The organism is Pseudomonas atacamensis, assembly GCF_017167965.1.
GTDB classification, from domain to species: Bacteria; Pseudomonadota; Gammaproteobacteria; order Pseudomonadales; family Pseudomonadaceae; genus Aquipseudomonas; species Aquipseudomonas atacamensis.
In genome coordinates, this window is the sequence record NZ_CP070503.1 from 1,445,739 (window position 1) to 1,469,529 (window position 23,791).

13 protein-coding genes are annotated in these 23,791 nt (G+C 58.2%); 10 read left to right on the forward strand and 3 right to left on the reverse strand.

The annotated features are described in order from the left end of the window. Positions 1 to 24 precede the first annotated feature (24 nt). The 4 genes from JWU58_RS06695 (at position 25) to JWU58_RS06710 (ending at position 3,567) form a co-directional block, all read left to right on the forward strand. On the forward strand, positions 25 to 498 hold the full coding sequence (locus tag JWU58_RS06695) for a hypothetical protein (protein WP_148046988.1): 474 nt from the start codon (positions 25 to 27) through the stop codon (positions 496 to 498). 262 nt (positions 499 to 760) lie between these two features. After that, positions 761 to 1,867 (forward strand): GGDEF domain-containing protein, encoded by a 1,107-nt coding sequence (locus JWU58_RS06700; protein WP_016773456.1) that lies wholly within the window; start codon positions 761 to 763, stop codon positions 1,865 to 1,867. Further along, positions 1,860 to 2,795, forward strand: coding sequence for an iron-sulfur-binding ferredoxin reductase (locus tag JWU58_RS06705; RefSeq protein ID WP_206421653.1), 936 nt, complete (start codon positions 1,860 to 1,862; stop codon positions 2,793 to 2,795). Before JWU58_RS06700 ends, JWU58_RS06705 begins: the two co-directional genes overlap by 8 nt. Positions 2,796 to 2,823: 28 nt before the next feature. Next, a complete protein-coding gene (locus JWU58_RS06710) occupies positions 2,824 to 3,567 on the forward strand; it encodes an enoyl-CoA hydratase-related protein (protein WP_122612479.1) in 744 nt (247 codons plus the stop codon). Between the two features lie 137 nt (positions 3,568 to 3,704). Here JWU58_RS06710 and JWU58_RS06715 read toward each other — a convergent pair whose 3' ends face one another. Beyond that, positions 3,705 to 5,000 carry a hypothetical protein gene (locus JWU58_RS06715; protein ID WP_206421654.1) on the reverse strand — a complete coding sequence of 432 codons (1,296 nt, stop codon included), beginning with the start codon at positions 4,998 to 5,000 and terminating at the stop codon, positions 3,705 to 3,707. 201 nt (positions 5,001 to 5,201) lie between these two features. Then, positions 5,202 to 6,653 (reverse strand): pyruvate kinase, encoded by a 1,452-nt coding sequence (pyk, locus tag JWU58_RS06720; RefSeq protein WP_024014116.1) that lies wholly within the window; start codon positions 6,651 to 6,653, stop codon positions 5,202 to 5,204. 172 nt (positions 6,654 to 6,825) lie between these two features. Here pyk and JWU58_RS06725 point away from each other — a divergent pair, with 172 nt between their 5' ends. Next, positions 6,826 to 7,212, forward strand: coding sequence for a tetratricopeptide repeat protein (locus JWU58_RS06725; RefSeq protein WP_125917090.1), 387 nt, complete (start codon positions 6,826 to 6,828; stop codon positions 7,210 to 7,212). Between the two features lie 231 nt (positions 7,213 to 7,443). Beyond that, complete coding sequence (locus tag JWU58_RS06730; protein WP_122507725.1) at positions 7,444 to 7,803, forward strand: PilZ domain-containing protein; 360 nt, start codon at positions 7,444 to 7,446, stop codon at positions 7,801 to 7,803. Between the two features lie 132 nt (positions 7,804 to 7,935). Here the strand turns inward: JWU58_RS06730 and JWU58_RS06735 are convergent, their stop codons facing one another. Continuing rightward, the gene (locus tag JWU58_RS06735) at positions 7,936 to 8,313 is read right to left on the reverse strand and encodes a DUF6124 family protein (protein ID WP_123443701.1); all 378 of its coding nucleotides are present in this window, start codon (positions 8,311 to 8,313) and stop codon (positions 7,936 to 7,938) included. Between the two features lie 478 nt (positions 8,314 to 8,791). On the opposite strand from JWU58_RS06735, the gene JWU58_RS06740 reads away from it, so the two are divergent. The 4 genes from JWU58_RS06740 (at position 8,792) to JWU58_RS06755 (ending at position 23,778) form a co-directional block, all read left to right on the forward strand. Beyond that, a complete protein-coding gene (locus JWU58_RS06740) occupies positions 8,792 to 11,569 on the forward strand; it encodes a hypothetical protein (protein ID WP_206421655.1) in 2,778 nt (925 codons plus the stop codon). A gap of 65 nt (positions 11,570 to 11,634) precedes the next feature. Further along, entirely contained in the window at positions 11,635 to 15,351 is a 3,717-nt protein-coding gene (locus tag JWU58_RS06745) for a Tc toxin subunit A (protein WP_241196153.1), read from the forward strand. A gap of 41 nt (positions 15,352 to 15,392) precedes the next feature. Continuing rightward, entirely contained in the window at positions 15,393 to 19,481 is a 4,089-nt protein-coding gene (locus JWU58_RS06750; protein WP_206421656.1) for a Tc toxin subunit A-related protein, read from the forward strand. Then, on the forward strand, positions 19,474 to 23,778 hold the full coding sequence (locus tag JWU58_RS06755; protein WP_206421657.1) for an Ig-like domain-containing protein: 4,305 nt from the start codon (positions 19,474 to 19,476) through the stop codon (positions 23,776 to 23,778). Before JWU58_RS06750 ends, JWU58_RS06755 begins: the two co-directional genes overlap by 8 nt. Positions 23,779 to 23,791: the final 13 nt, after the last annotated feature.

Genomic DNA, 23,791 nt, shown 5'->3' on the forward strand with positions numbered 1-23,791 from the left:
AGTTGACAGTACAGGGAAAAATTCTTGCGCAGTAATGTAAGGGGGCAGGTGGAAACCTCCACCCGACTCACCGGGGCTACATTTATGGAATTGGATATAGAACTTTTGCCGGGCATGCTTGCCAGGGGCGAAGCAAAAGCTGCCGGCGGATTCGTGTCATTTTTTATTGGTGACAAGGAACACAAGTGGACGAATGTCACACTCGTCGTATTGGCGCGGACGTTACTGATTGCTTCCGTAGTGCCTTTTGATAGTCCTGAGTACCCCAAGGCAGGCGCAATCATTATAGCTTTCCCGAACTCGCTTGCAGTCTCTGAACCCATTGACTTTGATTTGACTAACCGGCTGGCTTCGCTGCTTTTTAACGTCAACCCATTACTTATTGGTCTAGGGCCAGAATTCAAATTGGAAAGCTTCGCGTCCGAAAAATATTACAAAGGTACGTTCAAATGCGAGAAGCTCCTTTTGTCAAAAGGAACTTTTGAAGTGACGTTGTAAAAATCGACAGGCATCCAGTAGGAAACTGCAATGTAAGCAGTATTCTCCAGAAAGCAATCTTCTTTCGAAAAACCGAAAATCACCGCGTATTGCGATAGATGTTAAGTGCTGAGGCTCGCTGAGCGAGTCTCGGCAACATACTTTTGACGCCATTTTCCCGGCCCGAAAATCGGTGGTCATTTAGCGACCGGCCCTCTAAAGTGGCATCCGGTCTGTAGAGTAGGACACTCGGTCAGCCTCCTATCGCACGGTGAGTCAACGATTGACCCATAACGCCATTCAACGCCTTTTGCTCAAACGCTTCGCCCTCGCTGCGGCCACCTACGGATTGGCTTTGCTGCTGCTGTGGCTGGCATTTTTCACCGGGCATTATCAGCAATCGCTCAGTGGAGTGGCCATCGGAAGCGCGCTGGTGGTCATCAGTCAGGCGAGCCTTTTCGCCATGTTCTGGAGCGGGCGCAACCAGCGCTTCGCCGACCCCAGCCTGACCGAAGCGCAAGTGTTGATGGGCCTCGGCTGGCAGACGTGGCTGATCGCCCATGTCGACGAGGCACGCGGCGCGTTTCTGGTGTTCTATGTGCTGATCCTGCTGTTCGGCCTGTTCCATCTCACCCGGCGGGTGTTCATCCGCTGCGCGCTGCTGGTGTTCTTCAGTTTCTCCGCGATTACCCTGTGGGACGCTTACCACTTCCGCTTGGCCGAGCCTGCGCTCGCGGCGTTGCAAGTGTGCATTCTGGCGATGGTTTTGGCGTGGCTGGTGCTTTACGCACGTTTTGTCCAGGTCTCGCGGCAACGTCAGCGTCAGCGCCGGTTTGCCTTGCAGGCGCATCAGGACACCCTGCGCGGGATGATGCGCCAGCTTGAAGACCTGGTGGCCACCGACGAACTGACCGGGCTGTTCAATCGCCGGCATTTTCTGCGCATCGCCTCGCGCGAGCTCAACGCGTTGGACGGCGACGTAATGCACGGGCTGGCGCTGATCGATCTGGACCACTTCAAACGCATCAACGATCTGCACGGCCACGCCGCCGGCGATCAGGTATTGCAGGCGTTTGCCGGTGTGGCGCAAGCCTGCCTGCGCGACGGTGACGTGCTGGCGCGTTATGGTGGCGAAGAATTCGTGGTGCTAGTGCCCGACTGCGATGCCGAACGCCTGACCGCGTGTTGCGAGCGTTTGCGCATCGCCTTCAGCGAGGTGGAATTGATGGGCCTGCAAGTGCGCAACCTGAGCCTGTCGGCGGGCATGACCCTGCTGTCGGTTGGCGATGATCTGGATGAGGCGTTGCAGCGTGCCGATCAGGCGCTGTACCGGGCCAAGCGTGACGGGCGCAATCGCTGTGCCGCCGCGTGGGAGAACGTCGATGCCTGAATTGCGTGTCGGTGATCGGCAGTGGAGGGTTGAGGCGGGCAGCAATCTGCTCGATGCCCTCAACCACAACGGCGTCGCCGTGCCCTACAGCTGCCGCGCCGGCAGTTGCCATGCCTGTCTGGTGCAATGCATCCAGGGTGTGCCCAGCGACAACCGCCCGGATGCCTTGAGTGCCGAGCAACGTCAGGACGGTTGGCGCCTGGCCTGCCAATGCCAAGTGGTCGAAGACTTGCAGGTGCATACCTTCGACCCGATTACTGACGGTCTGCCGGCCTTGGTCGAAGCGCTGGACTGGCTCAGCGACAGCGTTCTGCGCCTGCGCCTGACACCGCAGCGGCCATTGCGCTACAGCGCCGGCCAGCATCTGGTGTTGTGGATCGGCCACATCGCCCGCCCTTACTCGCTGGCGAGCCTGCCGCAAGAAGACCGCTTCCTCGAGTTTCACCTCGATTGCCGCCAGCCCGGCGAATTCATCGATGCCGCCCGCAAGCTGCAGATCGGCGACTCGATCCGCCTCGGCGAGCTGCGCGGTGGTGCTCTGCACTATGACCCGGACTGGCATACGCGCCCGCTGTGGCTGCTGGCCGCCGGTACCGGTTTAGGTCCGTTGTTCGGTGTGCTGCGCGAAGCCTTGCGTCAGGATCACCAAGGCGCCATCCGCGTCATTCACCTGGCCCATGACGAACGCGAGCACTATCTGGCCAAACCCCTTGCCGCACTGGCTGCGCAGCGGGAAAACCTCAGTGTCGAGCTGTGGACGGCGGCCGAGTCGGCCGCCGCTTTGGCGCAACTGCGCCTTGTTTCCCGGCAGACCCTGGCCTTAGTCTGCGGCTCGACGGCCAGTGTCGACGCCTTCGCCAAGCGTCTGTACCTGGCCGGATTGCCGCGCAATCAACTGCTGGCCGACGTGTTTGTGAGCCGTGGTTGAGCGCTGATTTTCAGACGCGAGACACGCCATGACCGAAGCCATCCTGCTGGAACGCGAACGCGGTTTGCTGACCCTGCGCCTCAACCGCCCGGGCAAGAAAAACGCCCTGACCCGCGCCATGTACAGCCGCCTCGCCGAAGCACTGAAACAGGCCGACGGTGACCCGGCAATCAACGCCGTGCTGATCACTGGCAGTGCCGAGTGCTTCACCGCCGGCAACGACATCGCCGACTTTATCGAGCAACCGCCGAGCGACCTCGACAGCCCGGTGTTCCACTTCATGCTTAACCTGCTCGAATGCCGCAAACCAGTGATCGCCGCCGTCGCTGGTGCAGCGGTAGGCATCGGCACGACGATGTTGCTGCACTGCGATCTGGTCTATGTCAGCCGCGACGCCAGGCTGCGCATGCCGTTCGTCAACCTCGGATTGTGTCCCGAATTCGGTTCCAGCCTGATCCTGCCGCGTTTGCTCGGGCAGGCGAAAGCGGCTGAGTTATTGCTGCTTGGGGAAGGCTTTAACGGCGAACAGGCTGCGCAGTGGGGGATCGCCACCGAAGCGCTGGACAGCGGTGAAGCGGCGTTGAGCAAGGCGCGAGAAGTGGCGCTGCGGTTTGATGAATTGCCGGCCGAAGCGGTGCGCATCAGCAAGCAATTGATGCGAGCGCCGGATCGGGATCTGCTGCGCAAGGTGATCGAGGAGGAGGGTGCGTTGTTCACCCAGCGCCTGCGTTCGCCGGAGGCGGTGGCGGCGTTGAGCAGGTTTTTTCGGTGACGGTCAAGACGTCTTCGCGAGCAGGCTCGCTCCCACGGGGGAACGCATTTCAAAGTTGGGAGCGAGCCTGCTCGCGAAAGGGGTTGACCAGACCATAAAACTCTCAATCAGGGGCAGCCGGTAAACTCGTCGCCAGGTCACTCGATCAATCCACGGCCGACGTATTGAACCCGTTGCCCGTCGACTTGCCTTTGGCCGAGGAACGTCATTTTACCTTCACCGATTGCAACCCCGGTCCAGATCCCCCTCTCCAGGTCGAACACTCGCCAGCCTTTGCCATCCGCAAAATCCGTGTCCAATTTGCCGTCATCGGTGAATCTGGCAATAACATGGTTAAAACCAGAGGACAGTTGACTCAGCCCGGCAACAAGTATGTGTCCGCTGCTCTGGATGGACGCGTCAAGCCATAAGGTGTCAATGCCTTGCAGTCTGCTCAGAAGTGGTTTGCCTGCGTTGAACTGGATGTTGGGTTTGCCGTCGGATTCCCGGCTGATCAATACGCCATGGTGTGCAGGCTCGGTATACCCAACGGATAACAGCCGCTTATTCGTCTGCCCGATAACTTTCAAGACATTGACGCTCAGCGAGTTCTCTATCGGATCCATCACTTCAAAGCCATCAACGGCGAACGAGTCATCAATTTTCCCGGTAGCAGTCAAGCGGTTGAGTACTGCCCGGTAAGGATCATTGCCACGTACACAGCCCGCGAGCACGTAGGTCCCATCCTGTTTTGCCAATAGATCGTATAGCTCCGTGTGAGTGAAATTCGGGTGGAGAACATAGGCGATTTCTCCCTCGTTAAATTCAATATCCCGTGTGCCGTCAGGCAAGAGTCGAATGACGGCTGTCGCCACTTTGTTTCCATCCCGATCTACGGTGGTATGCAATACGATCTTGCCGTCAGGCAGAACGGTCGACCGCTGGCTAGCGGTTTTTGAGTTCGCTGCGTTGGGTAGTTGCTGGTGCTTCTGATCTGCCGTGTCGTCATCCGTGAGGTAAACAGCGACTTTGCCGGTTTCGTTGAATGCCGGATCAAGGTTGCCAGCGATGTCGAGACGCACGACTCCTATGGCACGCTTGAGGTTAGCCTGAAAGAAACTGCCGATGAGCAGCAGTTTGCCGTCGGCCTGTTCCACTATTTCGTTAGCGAAGGAATGCGATCCTTCTCCGTCCTCAAATTGACCGGTTACGTAGCCACTCTGGCCAAATTGAGTGTCGTGTACGCCATTGCTATCCAGTCTGATCAAGTAGTAGGCATCACCGTTCGATTGGCCTACGCTTCCCGCGATATAGGTGCGCCCTGATTTGTCGACCATCACCCCCCGCAGGACAAGGTTTCCTGAAAAATCGGGAGGTTTTTTCGGAGTGGCAACGCCCTGATTGCCAAACGTTGGGTCGAATTTACCTGGCGAGATGTTTGCCGCAGCGTCCATCTTCAATCCTCCTTGATCACGACTCGTGTCCAGTCTTGAGTGGTTGGGTGGTGAGGTAGCACGCTAGTCAAGAATGGCTCTTGCAACAACTGACAGAACTGACAGTTGACGTTCTGTGAAAACTGGTTTTCAGCGACATGCAGACAACAAAAAGCCCCGCCATTCACATGGCGGGGCTTTTGCGTTTCAGCGGCCGGTCACTCAGACCTGCGGATCACCGACATGCAGGATCTTCATGCCGTTGGTGCCGCCAGTGGTGTGGTAGCTGTCGCCCTTGGTCAGGATGACCCAGTCGCCTTTTTCCACAACGCCGCGCTTGGTCAGCTCGTCGATGGCTTTCTGGCTGACTTCGTGCGGTTCCAGCGAGGCCGGGTCGAACGGGATGGTGTAGACGCCACGGAACATCGCCGCGCGGGCCTGGGCTTCGCGGTGCGGGGTGAACGCGTAGATCGGCACCGAGGAGCGGATACGCGACATGATCAGCGGGGTGAAGCCGCTTTCAGTCAACGCAATGATCGCTTTCACGCCCGGGAAGTGGTTGGCGGTGTACATGGTGGCCAGCGCGATGCTTTCGTCGCAGCGGCTGAATTCCTTGCCGATGCGGTGGCTGGAGGTCTTGCCGGTCGGGTGTTTCTCGGCGCCGACGCAGATGCGCGCCATCGCCTGCACGGCTTCCAGCGGGTAGAGACCAGCGGCGGATTCTGCCGAGAGCATCACAGCGTCGGTATAGTCGAGCACGGCGTTGGCCACGTCGGACACTTCAGCGCGGGTCGGCATCGGGTTCTGGATCATCGACTCCATCATCTGCGTCGCGACGATCACCGCTTTGTTGTGGCGGCGTGCGTGCAGAATGATTTTCTTCTGAATGCCCACCAGCTCGGCGTCGCCGATTTCCACACCGAGGTCGCCACGGGCAACCATCACTGCGTCGGAAGCCTTGATCAGGCCATCGAGGGTTTCGTCGTCGGCCACGGCTTCGGCGCGTTCGATCTTCGCCACTAGCCAGGCTGTGCCGCCGGCCTCGTCACGCAGTTGACGGGCGTATTCCATGTCGGCGGCGTCACGCGGGAAGGACACTGCGAGGTAGTCGACTTCCATTTCGGCGGCAAGCTTGATGTCGGCCTTGTCTTTTTCAGTCAGGGCCGGGGCAGTCAGACCACCACCGCGACGGTTGATGCCTTTGTGGTCGGACAGCGGGCCGCCGATAGTCACCACGCAATGCAGCTCGGTGGCAGTGGCGGTTTCAACGCGCATCACCACGCGGCCGTCGTCGAGCAGCAGCTCGTCGCCCACGCCGCAGTCCTTGACCAGATCCGGGTAGTCGATGCCGACCACTTGCTGGTTGCCTTCGGTCAACGGATGGCTGGTGGAGAAGGTGAACTTGTCACCGATCTTCAGCTCGATCTTCTTGTTGGCGAATTTGGCGATACGGATTTTCGGGCCTTGCAGGTCGCCGAGCAGGGCGACGAAGCGGCCGTGCTTGGCAGCGAGGTCACGCACCAGTTTCGCGCGAGCCTTGTGCTCGTCGGGGGTGCCGTGGGAGAAGTTCAGACGGGCAACGTCCAGACCAGCCAGAATCAGCTGTTCGAGAACTTCCGGCGAGTTACTGGCCGGGCCAAGGGTAGCGACGATTTTGGTACGACGGACGGACATGCAAAGACTCCTGAGTTCAAGCGCAGGCAGAGGCTACTATGCTCGAAGGGTGTAGTCATTGTTCGAATGCACTACTTATCGTTTTCTTTATTGAACGTGGCAACTTCGGGACAAACGCGCCTGAAGATTTTCGACCAGGGGTCGATACAGAGCACAAGACAGGAGAACCCCCATGCGATTGTTGCCCATTGCCGTCCTTGCCCTCAGCGTCCTCGCCGCGACGGGCTGCACCCGTTGGTCGATGAACCATCATTTGAACAACGCCTACAGCGCCTATGAACGTGGCAATTGCGAGCAGGTCATGCTTGAACTGTCCAAAGTAGAACGTGCCAGCCGCGCCCGCCCGTACGTGTGGCCGGAAGTGTCGATGATGCGCGGCCAGTGCCTGGAACGGCAGAAGCTGTACATCGACGCGGTGCAGACCTACCAGTTCATCATCGCTTCGTACCCCAACAGCGAATACGCCTACCGCGCCCGCGCGCGTCTGGAAACCTTGCAGAGCCTGGGCCATTACCCGACACGCAGCGCCGCTGCGGTGGTACGGCCGACACGCTTCTGACGGTACTGTCGTACAAAATCTGGCCGTCTGTACAAGCTCCGCTATAGTCAAGGAAACCGCTTGCGAGGCTTGTCTCGATGGCGGCGCAACACCTGCGACTGGCAGTGGTAAAAGTGACGGCGATTGTCGCGACCGTCACACCGGAAGCGGGGAGAGCGGGCCTGCCTACAGGCTCGTTCCGAAGCACAGGTGCGGCTCCCTGGCGGAGCCCTGCATGGCGTACAGCACATCATGTTTACCGACCGCCGGATCGAACGGCACCAGTTGCCGTATTACCTCAGAGTGTTCAATAGCATCACCGACAAACCCGTCGGCTTTCTCGGCAACGTGTCTGCGGACGGGCTGATGCTGATCAGCCAGTTGCCGATGATGATCGGGGTGGATTTTCAGTTACGCCTCAAAGTCCCCGCCCGCGATGGCAGCCAGCAAGTCATCGATTTCAGCGCCTGCTGCGTGTGGTGCCATGAAGACGCCACACCGCTGCATTACGACGCTGGTTTCATCCTGCGGCGTGCGCCGGCGGAGTTCGGCGAGCTGGTGCTGGCGCTGAAGCAGTACTTCAGTTTTCAGCCGTTGCCCGCTTCTGCCTGATTCGATATCTGCAAGCTTCGCGAGCAGGCTCGCTCCCACTTTGAATGGCGTTCCAACTGAAGGAACGAGGTCAAAGTGTGGGAGCGAGCCTGCTCGCGAAGGGCCCGGTTCATGCACCCTCTCTCTGCAGAATCAGCCCACCGCGATCGCCCGCTCCTGATCCAGCGCCTTCTCCGCCAGCAATAACCCCATCTCGCTCAACTGATAGATCGCCATCGCCAGATGTCGCGGCTTGTCCTCGAGGCTGTCCGCCAGGTCGAGCAGCAGAATGCTGACCGAAGAAAAGGTCTCGTAGGTTTGAATGGCCATCGCTTCGGGGTTGACGTCGGGCGCAACCATGAACATCTGCATGCCGCGATCGACGGAATTGCACGACGGCGCAGCGCCGGGGTTTTTCAGGTAGTGATCGAGGGGTTTTTCAGCGGCCTCGTGGAGTCTGGTGGAATCGGGGGAAGCGTACGGGGAGGTGGAGTCTTCGGTTTCAGGGGGATTGGGTGTTGGTTTGATCATTGTCGTATTGCCTCGATGAGGGCCAATACCTGTTCGCGACTAAACGAAAAGGGTGGCGGCTGAACGCAGGTTAGTCGACCGGGAGGCATACGAATTACCGGCGCGCCCGAAGGCGCCCTGCGCACAGCCACCATCAAGTGCGGGGATAGGGATTACCCGACCGGATGACGCTTATGCACCTTCATATGCCTACCGGGCGACTAAACCCGACCACTGATTGGCAGCGGCACGGATCACGTTACGGGGCAGCTTCAAAGCGCACAAGCCGGCGGATTCTGAGTGATGTGTAGGCAACGGCGCAACCTGATGTAGCCGCGTGTTAACGGCTGAAGGACGTCAGCATGTTGCGGCGTGGGAATAGTTACCGCTGGTCGGGACTGTCAGAGTTGACAGGTGGCGGCCGAGGCACGAGCGGGTATTAAACACTCAGGCTCCGCCTACCGCTTGCAGCAGCTCTTGACCCGTCGAGGAAAGCTAGATGGAAGACTTTGACAAGAATGTCGATCCGCAGACCGAAAGCGCGTCCTCCCCGCAACTGAATGAAGAAAAGGCGCAGATACTTCAGATCGATTTCCCTCCTCCAAACGCTTTGCTGGGCAGCAAGGTAATCGTGCGAGGCAGAGCTGTTCCGCAGAATCCTTCTGAAGAGGTGGTGGTGCAGGTTAACCGGACACTTTATCCACCTCGAGACGGTAACGGGTATTGGTATGTAGAAGATGATCTTGAGAGTCTGCCCTATCCGAATCTGACCATAGCGGCAAGAATCCGCGACCCTTTGCAGAGTGTATCGGTAGCCATTATTTGGCAGAAGAATTGCGGGACCTCATTTACATCTCCTGCTGCAGGCGCGTTCGTACCGCCGGCTCAGCCTTTTCCATTGAGAGGTCAAGCCATAACGGGCTCGACGGTTACGGTAAAGAATGTTGCAACAGGCCAAACGTTGGGTACTTCTGTAGCCGGTATATATGGGTACTGGGAAGTGAGCATCATCCCCCCGCCAGCTGCCTCGCTGACCATCGAGGCTTCTCATGACGGGTTTGGTGGCTCCCATGCTCCTGTGGAGCGCACGTTTGTCTCGATGGGTACTCCTCGCATTACAAAACCGTTGGAGGCCACGCTCCAGAATCAGAAATTTACTCTGGAAGGCGATCAGGGCGCGGTCGGGGCGAAGATTTCCATATATCCCGATCTGGAAACCGGTCCGGTCCTCGGATCGTCGATCATCACCGATATGGCAGGTAGCTGGAAGGTCGAGTTAGAGCTCTCCCCCGGTCGTCACTCGTTGGTCGCCGGGCAGGAATTCGACGGCAGCCCCCCATCTTCATCCAGTGTGGCTCGTTATTTCAGAATCCGCCCGCCGAGGCTGGGGGAAGTCGATGTAGTAGTAGAGGGTACCGTTGTAACGTTGTCGGGCGAGGGTATTGATGACGCTACGGTCGAGTTCAAGGTTGTCAGTCCGCCTGAAGCCAAAGCTCCAGCGCCTGCAGAGGTCATAGGGGGGAGATTTCAAACACAGGTGAATGACTGGCCGCTTGAGACTGTCATTCTGGACGTTGTGCAAAAAATCCGTGATGTCCCTACCGGGTGGATCGAGTCTGAGCCTGCGCGAATAACGATTGCGCTGCAATTGCCGAATCCGACGGCAATAGAACATGACCAGGATTATCAGCCGACCATTTCCGGGATGGGCTATCCCGGCGCAACGGTGAGGCTGCTTAACCCTGATGACACGGTCGCGGCTGAACCTGCACTTGTGCCCGCTTCGGGTCAGTGGTCTACCCGAACAATCGACGAATGGGGCCCGGTGCGCGATCGTGAGGTTTGTATCAGGCAGTTCAAGGATGTACATGCATCCCCCACCTGGGTGACGTTTAAAGTCACCATCCGGCCGCGAAAGCCTGAAATACATCCGTTCGACCAAGACTCGCTTTCACCCGAATTCACGGGAAGTTGCCACAGCACAGCGAGCGTCCTCCTCAAGTTCAGTGATGACGAGCGCTTTTTTGAGGCAGATGTATCTGGAGAAACCTGGCGCTTTCAGCGCGACCTCTTTTTTACTGAAGGTGTGGCTTACGCCGTTCAGGCGACTCAGACGCTGAACGGTCAGACTTCAGAGCCTGCCTCCACAAGCTTCACGGTCTACAGGGAACGGCTCAAACCCGCGATCAGAACGCCGCTGCCCGGACAGGAAACCGACAGCGATCTGACGGTGACCGGTGACTTCGGCATGGCAGGCGCTTCGATGCAGCTTTGGGACGCGCAGGAAGGCAAGCGCTTGGGTGAGCCCGTGATTCTCGGGCAGGACGGCCCGTGGTCGGTGTCGCTCACCGGACTTGCCATCAAGACATGGTTCATCACCGCGCAGCAGACCCTCAGCGACCGGGCATCGGAGGACAGTGAGGTGCGCGAGTTCGACGTCGTGGTCATGCCGCCAGAGTTCGTGCTGCCGCTTCCCGGAGGCGATCTGACGCGCAGGGCAATCCTCTCGGGTACGGGGCGGCCAGAGGGGTTGGTTACCGTTTGGCGCCGCGGGCTCGCTGAGCCGTTGTTGCGCGATATCCAGGTCGGTGCGGACGGTGCCTGGGAGGCCAGGGTTGCATTGGAGGTCGGAGACGAAATCCTTTGGGCAACTCAGACCTTCGAGGGCAAAACGTCAAAACCCAGCCTTGATGTGCCATGTCGAGTCGTACCCGTCGCGGTGACGCCCGAATCACCGACTCCCGAAGAATTCCTTGGCGCGACGGTGACAGTGTCCGGGTTCGGTGTTGCTGGTGACGTGATCACGCTCAAACGCGGGGAATACGTATTGGGCACGGCCCCGGTGCTTGACGACGCGAGCTGGTCAATCCCGGCAACGCTGGAGCTACCCGATGGGACGGTGACATTGAGCGTTGTGGCCTCCAGGGGTGAGTTTCATTCGGCTCCCAGCGAGTGGGAGAGTCAGGTGAGGCTTTTCGTCCCGCAATTCACATACCCAAGGCCAGGTTCTTGGGTTTCTCCGGTGGCGGCCTTCACGGGCTCGGGCAGACCGGGCACGGGAATGCTGATGAGCTGGTACAACCCGGATGTCGTGCTTGCCGGCCCCGTTGCGGTCACTGACGCCGGCTGGACAGCTACGCCGGCGGAGCCGCTGCCCAACGGCGCCCAATGGTGCCGTTTCCGGCAAACGTCCAGCACAGGGATGCCGATATCAGACGATGCAGAAAGCGGGCGTTTTGATGTGCCGGCCGAGTCGCCTGACCATTCTCACAGGTAGTTCCGATAAACGGTCATAAAACCTGTCATTTATGACAGTAGACCGTTGCTGTGCTGGAGCATTGAATGGGCGTATCAGCCGGTGCCGGTGAGGTTGCTCGCCAGCGCCACATCACCTGTTCAAGGACTGACAGCATGGCCATGAAAAATACCGCGAAACGCCCCAGCCTGGAGTTGTTCGAGCAGGTCTTCGGCGAGCAGCAGAGCCAGGAAAATCTCGCCGGTCTGAGAAACTGGCTGGAAAGCGGCGGCTCGATTTTTCCCTTGGTGGAAAAGGGGCCCGTGGGACTGGTCAGAGACTTTGGAATCAGCATCGAGGAGGCGAGGAGGTTTCTGCGTCGGGCCAATGCTCTGGCCATTTATCTGCGCCGGCAGTTTATCGAGCAGTCATTGACCGCCCAGGCTCGACCGGCACTTTACGCGGCGGGGGGGTTCAATACCGGGCCCAATTACGAGCTTTTGTTCAGCCCGGCATATGACCAGTACGCACCCGTTGGCGCGCTTGAAGATGCCACGGGCGTAGTCGCTTATCTGGTAGAACTGTGGAGGTGGGTCGAGGACAACGTCGAAGCATATGGTAATCCGGATGAGGCCATTGGCAAGATTCCAATCCATACGCGTCGTGCCGATATCAAGGAATTAGCCATCGACCACAACGCGATGCACCAGACGGTTTCTGCTGTCAACATTATCATCAAGGTGCTGGAAAGGTTTATCGACAAAACAGAGTTGGAGCTGGAAGACGCCTTGATCCAGCGGCGCTACCCCAATGGTCTGCCGTATTTCAAACACTGGGCGACCATCAATGCGCTGGTTGCTGATCGCGGTCTTTCAGTGGGCCATTTTGCCCGCTGGACAGATATCGAATACCCCAACTTTCTGCTTCCGCACGCTTGGGATGACGATGCCGGCCGTGCGCTGGCTCATGCCTCGCGGCTGGGGCCGTTCCAGCGAGAATTGTTGACCGAGGACCTCATTCCCGACGACGTCGGCACAGACATCAGAGAGGCATTCTACTTAAGGAATTACGGTACAACCGGGTTGGACTGGCAGAACCTCAATCAAGTCGCCTTTTTCGCTCAGCGCACCAGACTGGATGCCGAAGGAGTGGAGGCTTTTCTGTCGATTCGTCGTTATGCACCAACACGGTCGGCTAACGTGAAAATCTATGTGCCGACCGACTATCAGGAAAGCGAGCGTTCCGGTTCGGTGTACATCAACGGCGGCGAATCACCCGCCGTCAGTGTCAATTACGAAAATCTTCTGCACCGTTTGAGCGAATCCCCCATGGTCCCGGGGCGATACGACCGGATGAACCGCAAGCGGCGCCTGGATCTATGGCTGAAGCTGCCACCCGAGGAGGTGGACTCGCTACTGGTGGCCGCTTTCAATGCCGAGTGGGCAGGCATCCCGGATGCCCCTGACAAACCCGAGAAACCCGCCATCCGGCTGACCGACCATACCGTGCATGCGTTGGGGCTGTTCCAGACCCTGCGTGAAGGCTTCGACTGCAAGGCTGCGGATTTCGCGGTGTTCATCGACAAGCTCTCGATCTATGGGCGCGGGCAGGCACCTTCACAATTTGATCAGATCTTCAATAACGTCGAGGGCGACTACCGCGATCCGTTGCTGCTTGATAACGGCGAGTTTCCATTGCTGCCGCGCCAAGGTGTGCCGGAACTTACCGTCAGCCGAATCTGCAGCGCGCTGGAAATCGACCTGCAGACATACCAGTACCTGGCGCTGGCGATTGCCCGTGCCCATGGCCGAACCGACACGCTCGTGCGCAGCCCGGAGATTCTGTCGGCGTTTTACCGACTGGTGAAATTGCCACGCCTGTTGAGCATGACGCCTGTCGAGGGGCTGTTGATGCTCATGTTGCTTGGCCGGGAGGCCTGGGCTGACGGTCTGGCGGGCGTTCCGGTGATCAAAGGAGAAACCGCGGCCGGTGACACTGTGCCCGATGTACTGAACCTCATTTCGGCATTGGCTGCATGCCGGTACTGGTGTGGAACGCGCGATTTTCCGGTGCTGTGGATGCTGCAGCAGGTGGCGGATCCTCAGGTGTCCAATGTGGCGGACGAGCCTGAACTGCGTTTGTTCGAGCAGGTCCGCAATTTGCTCGGCGAGGCATTGTTGACTCATACCGGTTTCCTGACCGCCGGCGTGCCCGCGCTGGTAGGCCGCAACTGGACGGATCTGCTGTCTTCGTTAACCGACCCTCTGGGCCTGGTGAAATCTCGAGACGGAACCGATGACCAATACGTTGGCTTCGCCAGGGTGGAACTCGACAAAGCGGTCAGGGAGGGGCTGGATGAAGATGACATCAGCGTGCGTACTCCCATTGTCGAGCTCATGCTCACGGTTCTGCTGCAGGCGCGTGCCGCTCAGCTTTCGGTCGCTCGTGAATGTCTGGCTGTTTATACCGGGCTCGATGCAGAGCGGGCGCTGAGGGTTTTGAACTGGGCAGATTCGAGCGTTTATGAGCTGTTGGTCAGAATTGTCGAGCATGCGGGAGACGACTGGGCACTGTCACGCGGCCTGACGGAGGAATCTCTTGATCCTTTGTTTTCATTGCTGGCTGACATGCGTCGGCGCAGCGCTGTCGTGGCCGAACTCGACATCAGCCTCGAAACACTGGATGCGCTTCTCGATTACGGGCTCAACGATTGGTGGGAGCAGGATCAGCCCCATGCCTTTAGCGTCGCTACCCTGTATTACCTGACGGTTCTGACTCATGCCTTGAAGATCAGCGAGCAGCCTCATACCGAGATGCTTGAGTACCTGAGGCAGATCAGGGAATGGGGTGATCCGAAGGATTTATCCACCGATGCGCTGCGCCTGGCACAGCAGGCATCGGAAGTCTGGCTGGCACGGTTCTTCGACTGGAGCGAGCAGGAGGTGCACGAGTGCATCGGTCGGATCGACCCGCAGTATGGACTCTTGAAGAACCTCAAGCAGCTCGACTTATTGGTTCGGGTGCTCGAACTCGCTGCCCATACCAATATGGATGCGCTGACCATTTTTCTGCTCGGGACGCTGCCCGAGGCCGTCGACAAGGCTTTTTACAAAAGCGCTGCCGAGCATGCCTCATTGAGCCTGTCGGAAACGGCGCCTGCAGTTCGCCCATCCACAGAGCTTCGCGCGCCGCTCATCAACATGCAGATCGAGGTGGATAACACCGAGGTGATTGCCGGTAGTCCAGGCCAGATCATTTTCACTATCAAGCTGACTGACCAGGATGGCAAACCGCTCAGCGGTGTGGTCATTCGCGGACAGGCCAGTCTCGGCACGCTGGTCATCGGCAAAACCCAGCCAACGGGTATTGCCACGGCAACATACAAGCCCGGGAAGGTCATGGGGGCTGAGCGTCCCCTGTTCTGGGTGCCATTGATCACGCCGCAGGAGGGGCCGCTCATCCAGTTGACCGACGACGGTCTGCTCTTGGATTTCCCCTCAGCCTTCATGTCCAGAGTGCCCACGAGCGTGGTTCCAGAACGGCAAGCGGTCGAGTTGACCGCGGTTCTCATGGATCGCTTCGGCAATCTGGGCAAAAACCGCTGGGTGAGTTGGTCCGCAACAGCCATCGGTGACGAGCCTTTACTGGCCGTTGAGGCGGTGATTCAGCCCCAGCAGGGGCAGACCACTCAGCAAGGCGTTGCCCGAGCAGTCGTCTCAAGTCCCACCGGAGGCACATTCATTTGCAGGGTGCTTTCGGAAACCAGCGAAAAAAGTGTGGATTTTGAAGTGATTCGGTTCGCACCTCTTCCTGCTTCCGAATGAAGCATGACGTTTGGGTATCTCCCCGCCAGAAGGTAAAGATCATGAGCCAAAGCATCATCAATGATTTGCTGGAACAACGTCGCGCTGCGTTGACGGATTATTGCCTGGGCCATTTCGGCGAGAGCGTTGGTCGGTTCAAGATCATAAGAAACGCTGAGCACCTGAATGAATTGTTGCGTCTGGACTCACTCGACACGCAGAAAGTACCTGGTGCCCTGGGTGCCGAGGCGATCAGTTGCGCGCAGAAATTCATCAACGCCGCCTACCGCAAGCTTGAGCCGGGTTATTCGAAAACAGAATTTCCCGAAGAAGATCTGAAACGCTGGAAACTGCTAAGCAATTATTCGGGCTGGTCGGCCTCGATGTCGCTCCTCGTCCAGCCGGAAAACTTCATGACGCCGTTCGCACGGCCACGCACGACTCGTTTGTTCCAGACGCTGATAACGGATCTGAATCAGACGCGGCTGAGCAGCGATTCGGTATTGATCGCTTTGCGCAATTACCTGAAGTCCTTTGAAGAAGTCTGCAACCTGGAAGTCATCAGTGCTTTCCTGCATGGAACTACCGCGGTGGACGGACGCTATTTCTTTGTCGGCCGCGAGCGCGTTGCGCCTTATCGATACTTTTGGCGCGAAGCGCGGATCGAATTGACGCCGACCTGCACCGACGTCAACCCTGCGGCATGGAACGAGTGGGAGATGGTCGATGTGGGGGCGACCGGAACCGTGTTGGATATGCGGCCGGTGTTCTGGAACGGTCGGCCGTGTCTGATCTGGGCTGAGCTTTCGGACAAACTCGGGGACAAAGGCAAGGATGGCTATGTTCCGTACAAGGTAAACATCAACATAGCCTTCAAGTCGCAGAATGGAGACTGGTCGCCTGCAACAAATCTGCAAAGCATTGTAGATCCAGACGACCCTCCGGCCGCCGGCAGCCGTTTGATTGCCACGGTCCGGGTTACCCCAAGTCAGCCCAATGGCGTTCTCGGCGTGCTGTTTTTCAACGGGGTTGTAGCGCAGACGCCGGTGGTGCGCGATGCGCTGTTTCGCTATGTTCCGACCTATGAAGACGGTTGGCTGATAATGCTGGAGCAGCGTTTCGACAGCGTTCTGACGGTCCAGCATTCGTTGACTGAGCAAACCCGGCCCAAAATTGTCACGACGATCCCGACGCCCGGGACATTGACTGATTTCTATGAACTGGATGCGTTTGTACTGACGCACTCCACAGGAGACATCCTGGCTGTCAGGGGGATTTGCAAAGCCAATGGCGCAAGGCTGGATGGCTGCGCCGTTTTCGATCTGACGCTGCTCAGCACTCCCGCAGCAGAGGATCCGAAGCAAACTACAGGCGAGCATCCAATAGCTGGCGGATGGGCTAGCGACTGGCTGATCTACAAGCGTGGCTCGGGGGGCTTCGTCAGTCCCATGACCTTCTCGTTCGGCGCCACTACTGCCTCTGCAACCTACGGCCGTAAAAATTTCGTGCTGACAATGACCGCCATCGTGGGTTTCGACCCTGCGGTGCTGGAAAAGAATCGATATGACGCGGCACAGTTTCTTGCCTTCAACAAGCCGGGAACATTGGCACGGATACGCCTCAATTCGCTGTTTGGTCCGCATCTTGTGGGCCTCGCCAACGTTTCCGTGGATGCTGTGCTCGACTGGACGACACAGTTTCTGCCTGAACCGACCTCTGAAGCCGGGCCGGTCAGTGAGCCTAACGGTGCCTTCAATGGTGCCAATGGTCTGTATTTCTGGGAACTGTTCTTCCATCTCATTCACTTGGTGGCGATCCGCTTTCGCGACGAAAATCGGTATCGTGAGGCGGAGGTCTGGTGGCGCAGGATTTTTGATCCGCAAGCCATTGAGCAGCTTTCAGATCCCGGGCAGCCAAGCGACAAACCGTACTATTGGCGCTGCCGGCCGCTGGTGAGTCCCGGTCATGCCGGCGCTGAGTGCTTGGTGGAAGATGATCCGTACGCCATCAGTTACGCGGCGCCAAAGCATTTTCAGATCCTGACCTTCATGGAGTACGTCAAGAATCTGGTCGAGGAAGGGGACTGGTATTACCGCCAACAGACTCGGGACAGTTTGGTGCTGGCCAAGGAGTGTTACGTGCAGGCCCAGAACTTGATGGGCGACCCGCCATCGTCGCGCTCAGTGACCGACTGGCAGACACAAACGCTCGGCGCGCTGATTGACAAGAGCGGCGCGCGCCCGACGCTGGAAGCGTTCGAGAGAACGCATGTGTATTCCCTTGCAGACGTGCCGCCTTCGGCTGATTTCGCACCCGTGATGGGTCTGCTGGCGACCTCACCATTCAAACTGCCGACCAACGAGCGCTTGCTGACGCTGTTCCAGTTGCTTGGGCAACGCCTGTACAACTTGCGTCATTGGTTGACCATTGACGGCAAACCGCTCGAACTGCCGGTGTATGAGCCGCCGGGTGATCCTGCGCAACTGTTGCTCAATCTCGCTGCCGGAAGCAGCGCCGGGCCACAGCGCATGGGGGGGCGGCCAGTGATCAACGGCTATAGCTGGCGAGTCACCAGCGAATTTGCATTGCGTTCTGCGCAAGAGCTGCAGAGTCTCGGCAGTGAGATGCTGCGCTTCATGGAACAGCGCGACACGGCACAACAGGTAGAGCTGCAGCAACGGCATCTGGTGGAACAAGCCGAGTGGACGAAAGCCATCCAGGAAAAATCCCTGGCTCAGATGAATGCGACGCTGGCGGCCTTGCGCCAAAGTCACGCAGCCGTAAAGCAACGTGCCGATGAATACGCCGCCTGGTTTGACGAGAACGTCACGGCAGAAGAATACAAGGTCATGGATGACCTTCACGCTGCCAAAGAACTCAATCAGAGCTCGGTCGCCGTTCAGGCTGCTGCGGGGGGGATTTCGGTCATTCCCAAAGTTTTTGGCGTGGCCAACGGCAATGCTTTTCCAGAAGGTGTTTTGCATGCCATCGCACAGGGCTTGCAGATTGCCTCCCTGGGCAAACAGGCAGATGCGGAAAAAAGAGGGGTGACCGAAGGCTATCGTCTGCGTCGCCGCGAGTGGGGTTTGCAACGCAATCTGGCACTCGCCGAACTGCAGGCGCTGGATGAGCAGATCAATGCGCAGGTGATAGCTGTGGATGCCGCCCGGGCCAGTCTGCAATTGGTCCTGCAAACCAATCTCCAATCCATGGCCGTGTACGACTTCCTGCAAAAACGCACTGCCCACAGTCAGCTTTACGACTGGCTGCTGGCACAACTCAAGGCGTTGTACTACCAGGCTTATGATGCAACTTACAGTCTGTGCATCAGTGCCCAGGCATCGCGCATCGCGCAAACCGGTGATTACGATTCACAGTCACCTTTGCCTCAGGCCTGGTCCGAGAAGCATCACGGTTTGGTCGCTGGCCAGCAGTTGATCGGCTTTCTGATGCGTGAGCAACGCAATCACTTGCAAGGCTTCGAGCGATCCATCGAGCGGATCAAAACGATTTCCTTGAGGCAGCTCTTCGATGATGCGGTCGAGCCTCAGGCTGCTGCCCCCAACTGGGCGCAGGCGCTTGAACAACTGCAGAATGGCGGCAGGCTGGCCTTCTCTGTAAGTGAGCTGAACTTCAATCGCGACCATCCCGGCGAGTACTGCCGGCTGATCCGATCGGTTGAAGTGGACTGCCCAGCATTGCTCGGACCCTACGAAAACGTCAGGGCCACGTTGACCCAGATCGGCAGTCGTACCGTGGTTCGGCCAGTGCCGCGGGCGGTGGAATATCTGCATGAGCCCGACAGCACCACGCCACCTGCCGATGTGCTGTTCAATACGCGCTCGGGACAGCAAATCGGTATTTCCAGTGGTGTTGCCGATGATGGACGCGTCATGGAAGACCAGGATGCGGGTCTGCTTCGTGCCTTTGAGTGTTCCGGGGCCGTTTCCTCTTGGGAAATCCATTTTCCGTGGTGTCGCGAACCGGCACAGTCTGCGGTACTTGCGTCCATTACAGACCTCATTGTCACCCTCCGTTATACGGCCAGGGCCGGTGAACCGACCTTTACCCTGGCGGTGGAAAATCTGGTGACAGAAGCCAAAGCGAATGCTCTGCAACGTAATGCCGAACGGAGCCATCATCATGCTTGATCCCAGCATTCAGGCCGAGCGGAATTTGATCATCAATGGTGACTTCTCTCAGAGCCTCGCGCAGTGGAAAAGGGGGCCCGTCAACCCAAGCTACGTCGTAACCAAGGGAGAGCAACTGGAGGGTGGCGAGCGCGTGAATATCCTGTCTGCTCTCGACGGTTCTTCCGCTTATCAGGAAGTCACCTTGTTCAAGAGCGCCAGCGATGACGTCAGGTATGTCATCAGCTTTCTTTGTGAAATGGACCACGAGAAGGAGGGCCTGCTGGAGCTGAGTGTGGCCGGACTGCCTGTTACCCAGCAAATTCCCTTGCACCCAGGCGGGCGCCGTGATCGGCATGACGATCTTCTGCGCCAGCGCGCTGGCCTGCCTCGCCTGTTCAAACCGCGCTCGTACCAAGTGGATGTGACATTGCCGCTTGTGGACACCCACATTCTCAAAGTCCACGCCATCAGTCCGGTCAACAAAGAGGGCGACTACTTCTCCTCGTTGCGTATCACCCGGATCAATCTTCAGTTGCACTTGCCGGCGGCGCAGGTGTTGACCCTGGAACTGGACGGGCAACAATTGCCACTGGGCCGTGCCGTGCCTCTTTGTCTGGGCGCGCTGGGTTTGGCAGCGCATCGGTTCAAATGCATCCATGCTCAGGATGATGCGTGGCGGGGCACGCGGGCGTCCCTGCACAACAAAGCCAATCCGCAGGGCGCAATTGTCGCCGATCCAGACTGGGGCAAGGATAAACCGCTGGATGACTCCTGGAGCCTGGTTTGCCCAGAGATTGACGGCGATCCCCCGTACCTTTTCAACCTGCAGTTATCAAACGAGTTCCATGCACCCGTGCTGGATATTCCGGTCTCATTGGGTGACCACCGCCTGAAGTTCATTCAACTGAAAGAGGCGGCGCATTACGTGGTGATGGAGTATGACCAATCCATGAGGGTCGGCGTCTGCGTTGGCTCGCATTACACCGACAAGGCACAGGAAGGAAGGACAGTCACCTGGACGGTAAAAGACACTGACGTCAAAACCACGACGTCGACCGATCACGAGGGCTGGGCCTGGTTTGAACAAAAACCGAGCGCTGCCGGTGATGTGCGTATTGAAGCCTCGGTCGAGAGTCTCTATTACGCTAGCGGCGCAGTGACGGAGGTCTTTGAGGTCAAGGTCCTCGCGACCGACCCGTTGAAGGAGGTTCGCACGATCACTGAAGCCGGAGACGAGCAGCCGTGGGAACTGAAGGGCTACCCCAATCGCGGGACGACCTGGCATTTGCAGATCCGGTTCCCCGACGTGCTTCGAGGCACCGAGGTGGCGCTGCGATGGAATGGCGAGCCTGCGGAGAAACTGGGCGTTACTGTTTCGCCGCCGCTCGAAATACCTGTTCGTATAGGGGCGGATGGATTACTTGCCTATCGTCTGGATAACGATGACAAACAGGATGGCCAATTTTCCTTGCGGTTGACCTCTGGCCACCTGTTGGAAGGCTCGCCTGCCAAACCGATGTCGCTGGCACGCAACGTGGTCATGCCCGGTCAGGTGCGGGGGCCTGACAGGATTTGCGTGGTGGATGAAAACGAAAGCGCACGGATGTGGGTGCAGGTGCTGCACAGGACGACATCAGGAACAGGTGAACCGGTAGAGGGCGCGTTGGTTTTCTGGAAGGAGCCGGATGGGAGCATGCCGATGACTCTGACAGGCACTGGCGGTTGGGCCAGTCATCAGTATCAGCCTGCAAGTGCCGGAGACCATCGCGTCATTGCCACCATCAAGGCTCACGAAGAAGCCGAGCCGAGCGAGAAGGAATTCATCGTGAAGGCAATTGCGACCAGCCTCTGGAAAGAGCATGTCGCAATAACCCTGGACGGCGAAGCCGTCGATCTGCAGACCATTGGTCTGGTGTGCCGGCATGGCCATACGCACACTCTCAGGGTCACCCCTGTTCCCGGCAGCCCATGGATCGGCATCAAACGCATCAGCCTTGATTGGCGAGAGAACGACCCACAGATCGGCCTGAAACCGGCTGATCCGGGCATTTCTTTTCCGCTGGGGGCTGATGGACTGACATGGAGCCTGTCTTCCAGCGGTGCCGACAGTCGCAGCAGCCCCTTTGAGTTGCGTTTGCGGGCCGATGACGTTGCAGATGATCGCGAGTTGTGCGGGCGATTCATCAATCCGGATCTGACCCGTGAGCTTGGCGTCAGGCTGGATCGGGTAACGGCAGCACTCGACGGGCAGAAGCTATATCCCTGCCTCGGTGCGGATCATCAGTTTACCGTCTGTCTCAATGAGCTAAGCCCGCTGGTGGGCCTGTCAGCAGCGCTGGAGTGGTCGGGAACGCCTGCCGACGAACTGAATGCGATCGTGAGTCCGCCCTTGGCGCAATCTCAAGCGCTTGGTGCAGAGGGCGCTTTCTGGCAACTCGACTTGCGCAGCAGCACAAAAGCGGGCGACTTTGCGCTCGCTGCAAACCTGCCCCAATTGGCATTCCTCGCACCCGTCACACCAATGGAATTGGGACATAACGCCTTGAGTTTCAATTTCATACTCGAGTCACCGGTGGATCCGGTAGTCGATCTCGATCAGGCCTGGACATGGGCTAATGTGGTGTCGCGTTTTACCGCAGAGGCAGTTGCCGACGTGCCGGTCACCTGGCACTCGGGCGCAGGCCCCGTAGTGGTCAACACGGACAGCGATGGCAATTGCGGCTTCGCCGTGCTTCCCGCGACCATCGACATGCATACGGTGCAGGCCACTTTGCTCAGTCTTTACGACAATACCTCAGAGCAGAGAAGCGCCACCTTCAAATCGTTGGCAGAAGATCTCTGGCCTCGAGTCAACGTCAGTTTCGATGGTCAGACCAGTCAGGTCTGGGGTGACACCACCGGTTTCCCCCGTCGCAAAGGCAGGCACAGTATCGTGGCGTTTTTCCCGGAAGAATTTAACGGGCAGACCGTACGTATGGGGCATATCGGCACTGCGCCTGCGGTACTGGGCAATAGCTATGAGCCAGAGCTGGGCGTGGCGCAGGTTGTCAGGAATGGAATGGCAAGGTTCGGGTTGCGCGCGGGAGATTCCACGGACGGCAGTTTCGCCTTGCGACTTTGCGCCGAACGGCTGGCACGGCTGTCGCCGACCAACGCGATGTCGCAGGGTGCAGGTTCGCGGGTGATGAAAATCGGCTTGACGGCCTGCAATGCCGGTTCGCAGCTGCTTTGGGGAGATGTCTTTGAACAGACGATCCAGGTCGTCTCGTCCATCAGCGCAAAACCCATGGCAGGGGTGCTGGTGACATTTACGCACACTGACCTTGGCGTTTTGAACGCCGAGACCGACTTTTACGGGAGGGCAACAGTACGCTTTGTTCCCACAACGCCAGGTTCCAGTCAGGTCATCGCAACAGTTGGCGATGCTGGTAATTCGGCTTCGATTGCAACGGATCTTGTCCTCGCCCAACCGAGGCAGATCGCAGAACTTTATGAACCGTCCGACACCCGGCAGTCTGCCGACGAACCCCGGGTGCATGCGAAAGCCAGAGTGGTGTCTACGTTGACCGCACAGCCCTTGGCCGGAGTGCTCGTGACGTGGGAGTTTGGCGGGCACGTAGTGAGCTCGGTAACCGATGACGAGGGAATTGCCGACTGGACTTTCATGGGTTTGAGTGACGGCGTTCTGTCAGCGACCGTTGAAGGCGGGCTGGCCGGTTGGGATATGGCTGTATTGACCTATACCGGGCAAGTGCCGGTGATTGAATCGCTCAGTTGCGACAGGACAATAATTTATCGTGCAGAAGAAGTAACCGCTTGGGCAGTTGTGAAAAAACAACCGCAAGGAATTCCCGTAGGAGACGTGCCAGTCAATTGGCAATTCGCCGGCAAATCACTGCCTTCGTCGGTTTCCGACGAGCAAGGAGTCGCTCCGGTAAAATTCATCGCGACTGAGGTCGGGGAATTTGATCTCGTGGCTTCGCTGAATCCGGACACGGTTTCGCTAGGAAAGATCAACGTGGTTGCCCGACCCAGCGTTATCCTGCGTTCTATTTATGCAGTGCCCCTCATCGGCCAAGTAGGCAAGCCTGTGACGATCGCAGTGCAGGTCGTTAAAAACCTGACCGAGCCAGTGGTCGATATGAGCGTGCTCTGGACCGTTGATGATGTTCCGCTGAGAGGGACTGTCAGCGATGATAAAGGATGGTCGAAGATCGTCTTCGAACCTGTTGAAACTGGCTCGGTTGTTGTCAGTGCAAGCGTGAAAAACCCTGTGGGAACAACCCAGATGTCATTGACTCTGGTCGTAATCTGAGCGTGCGGTCGCG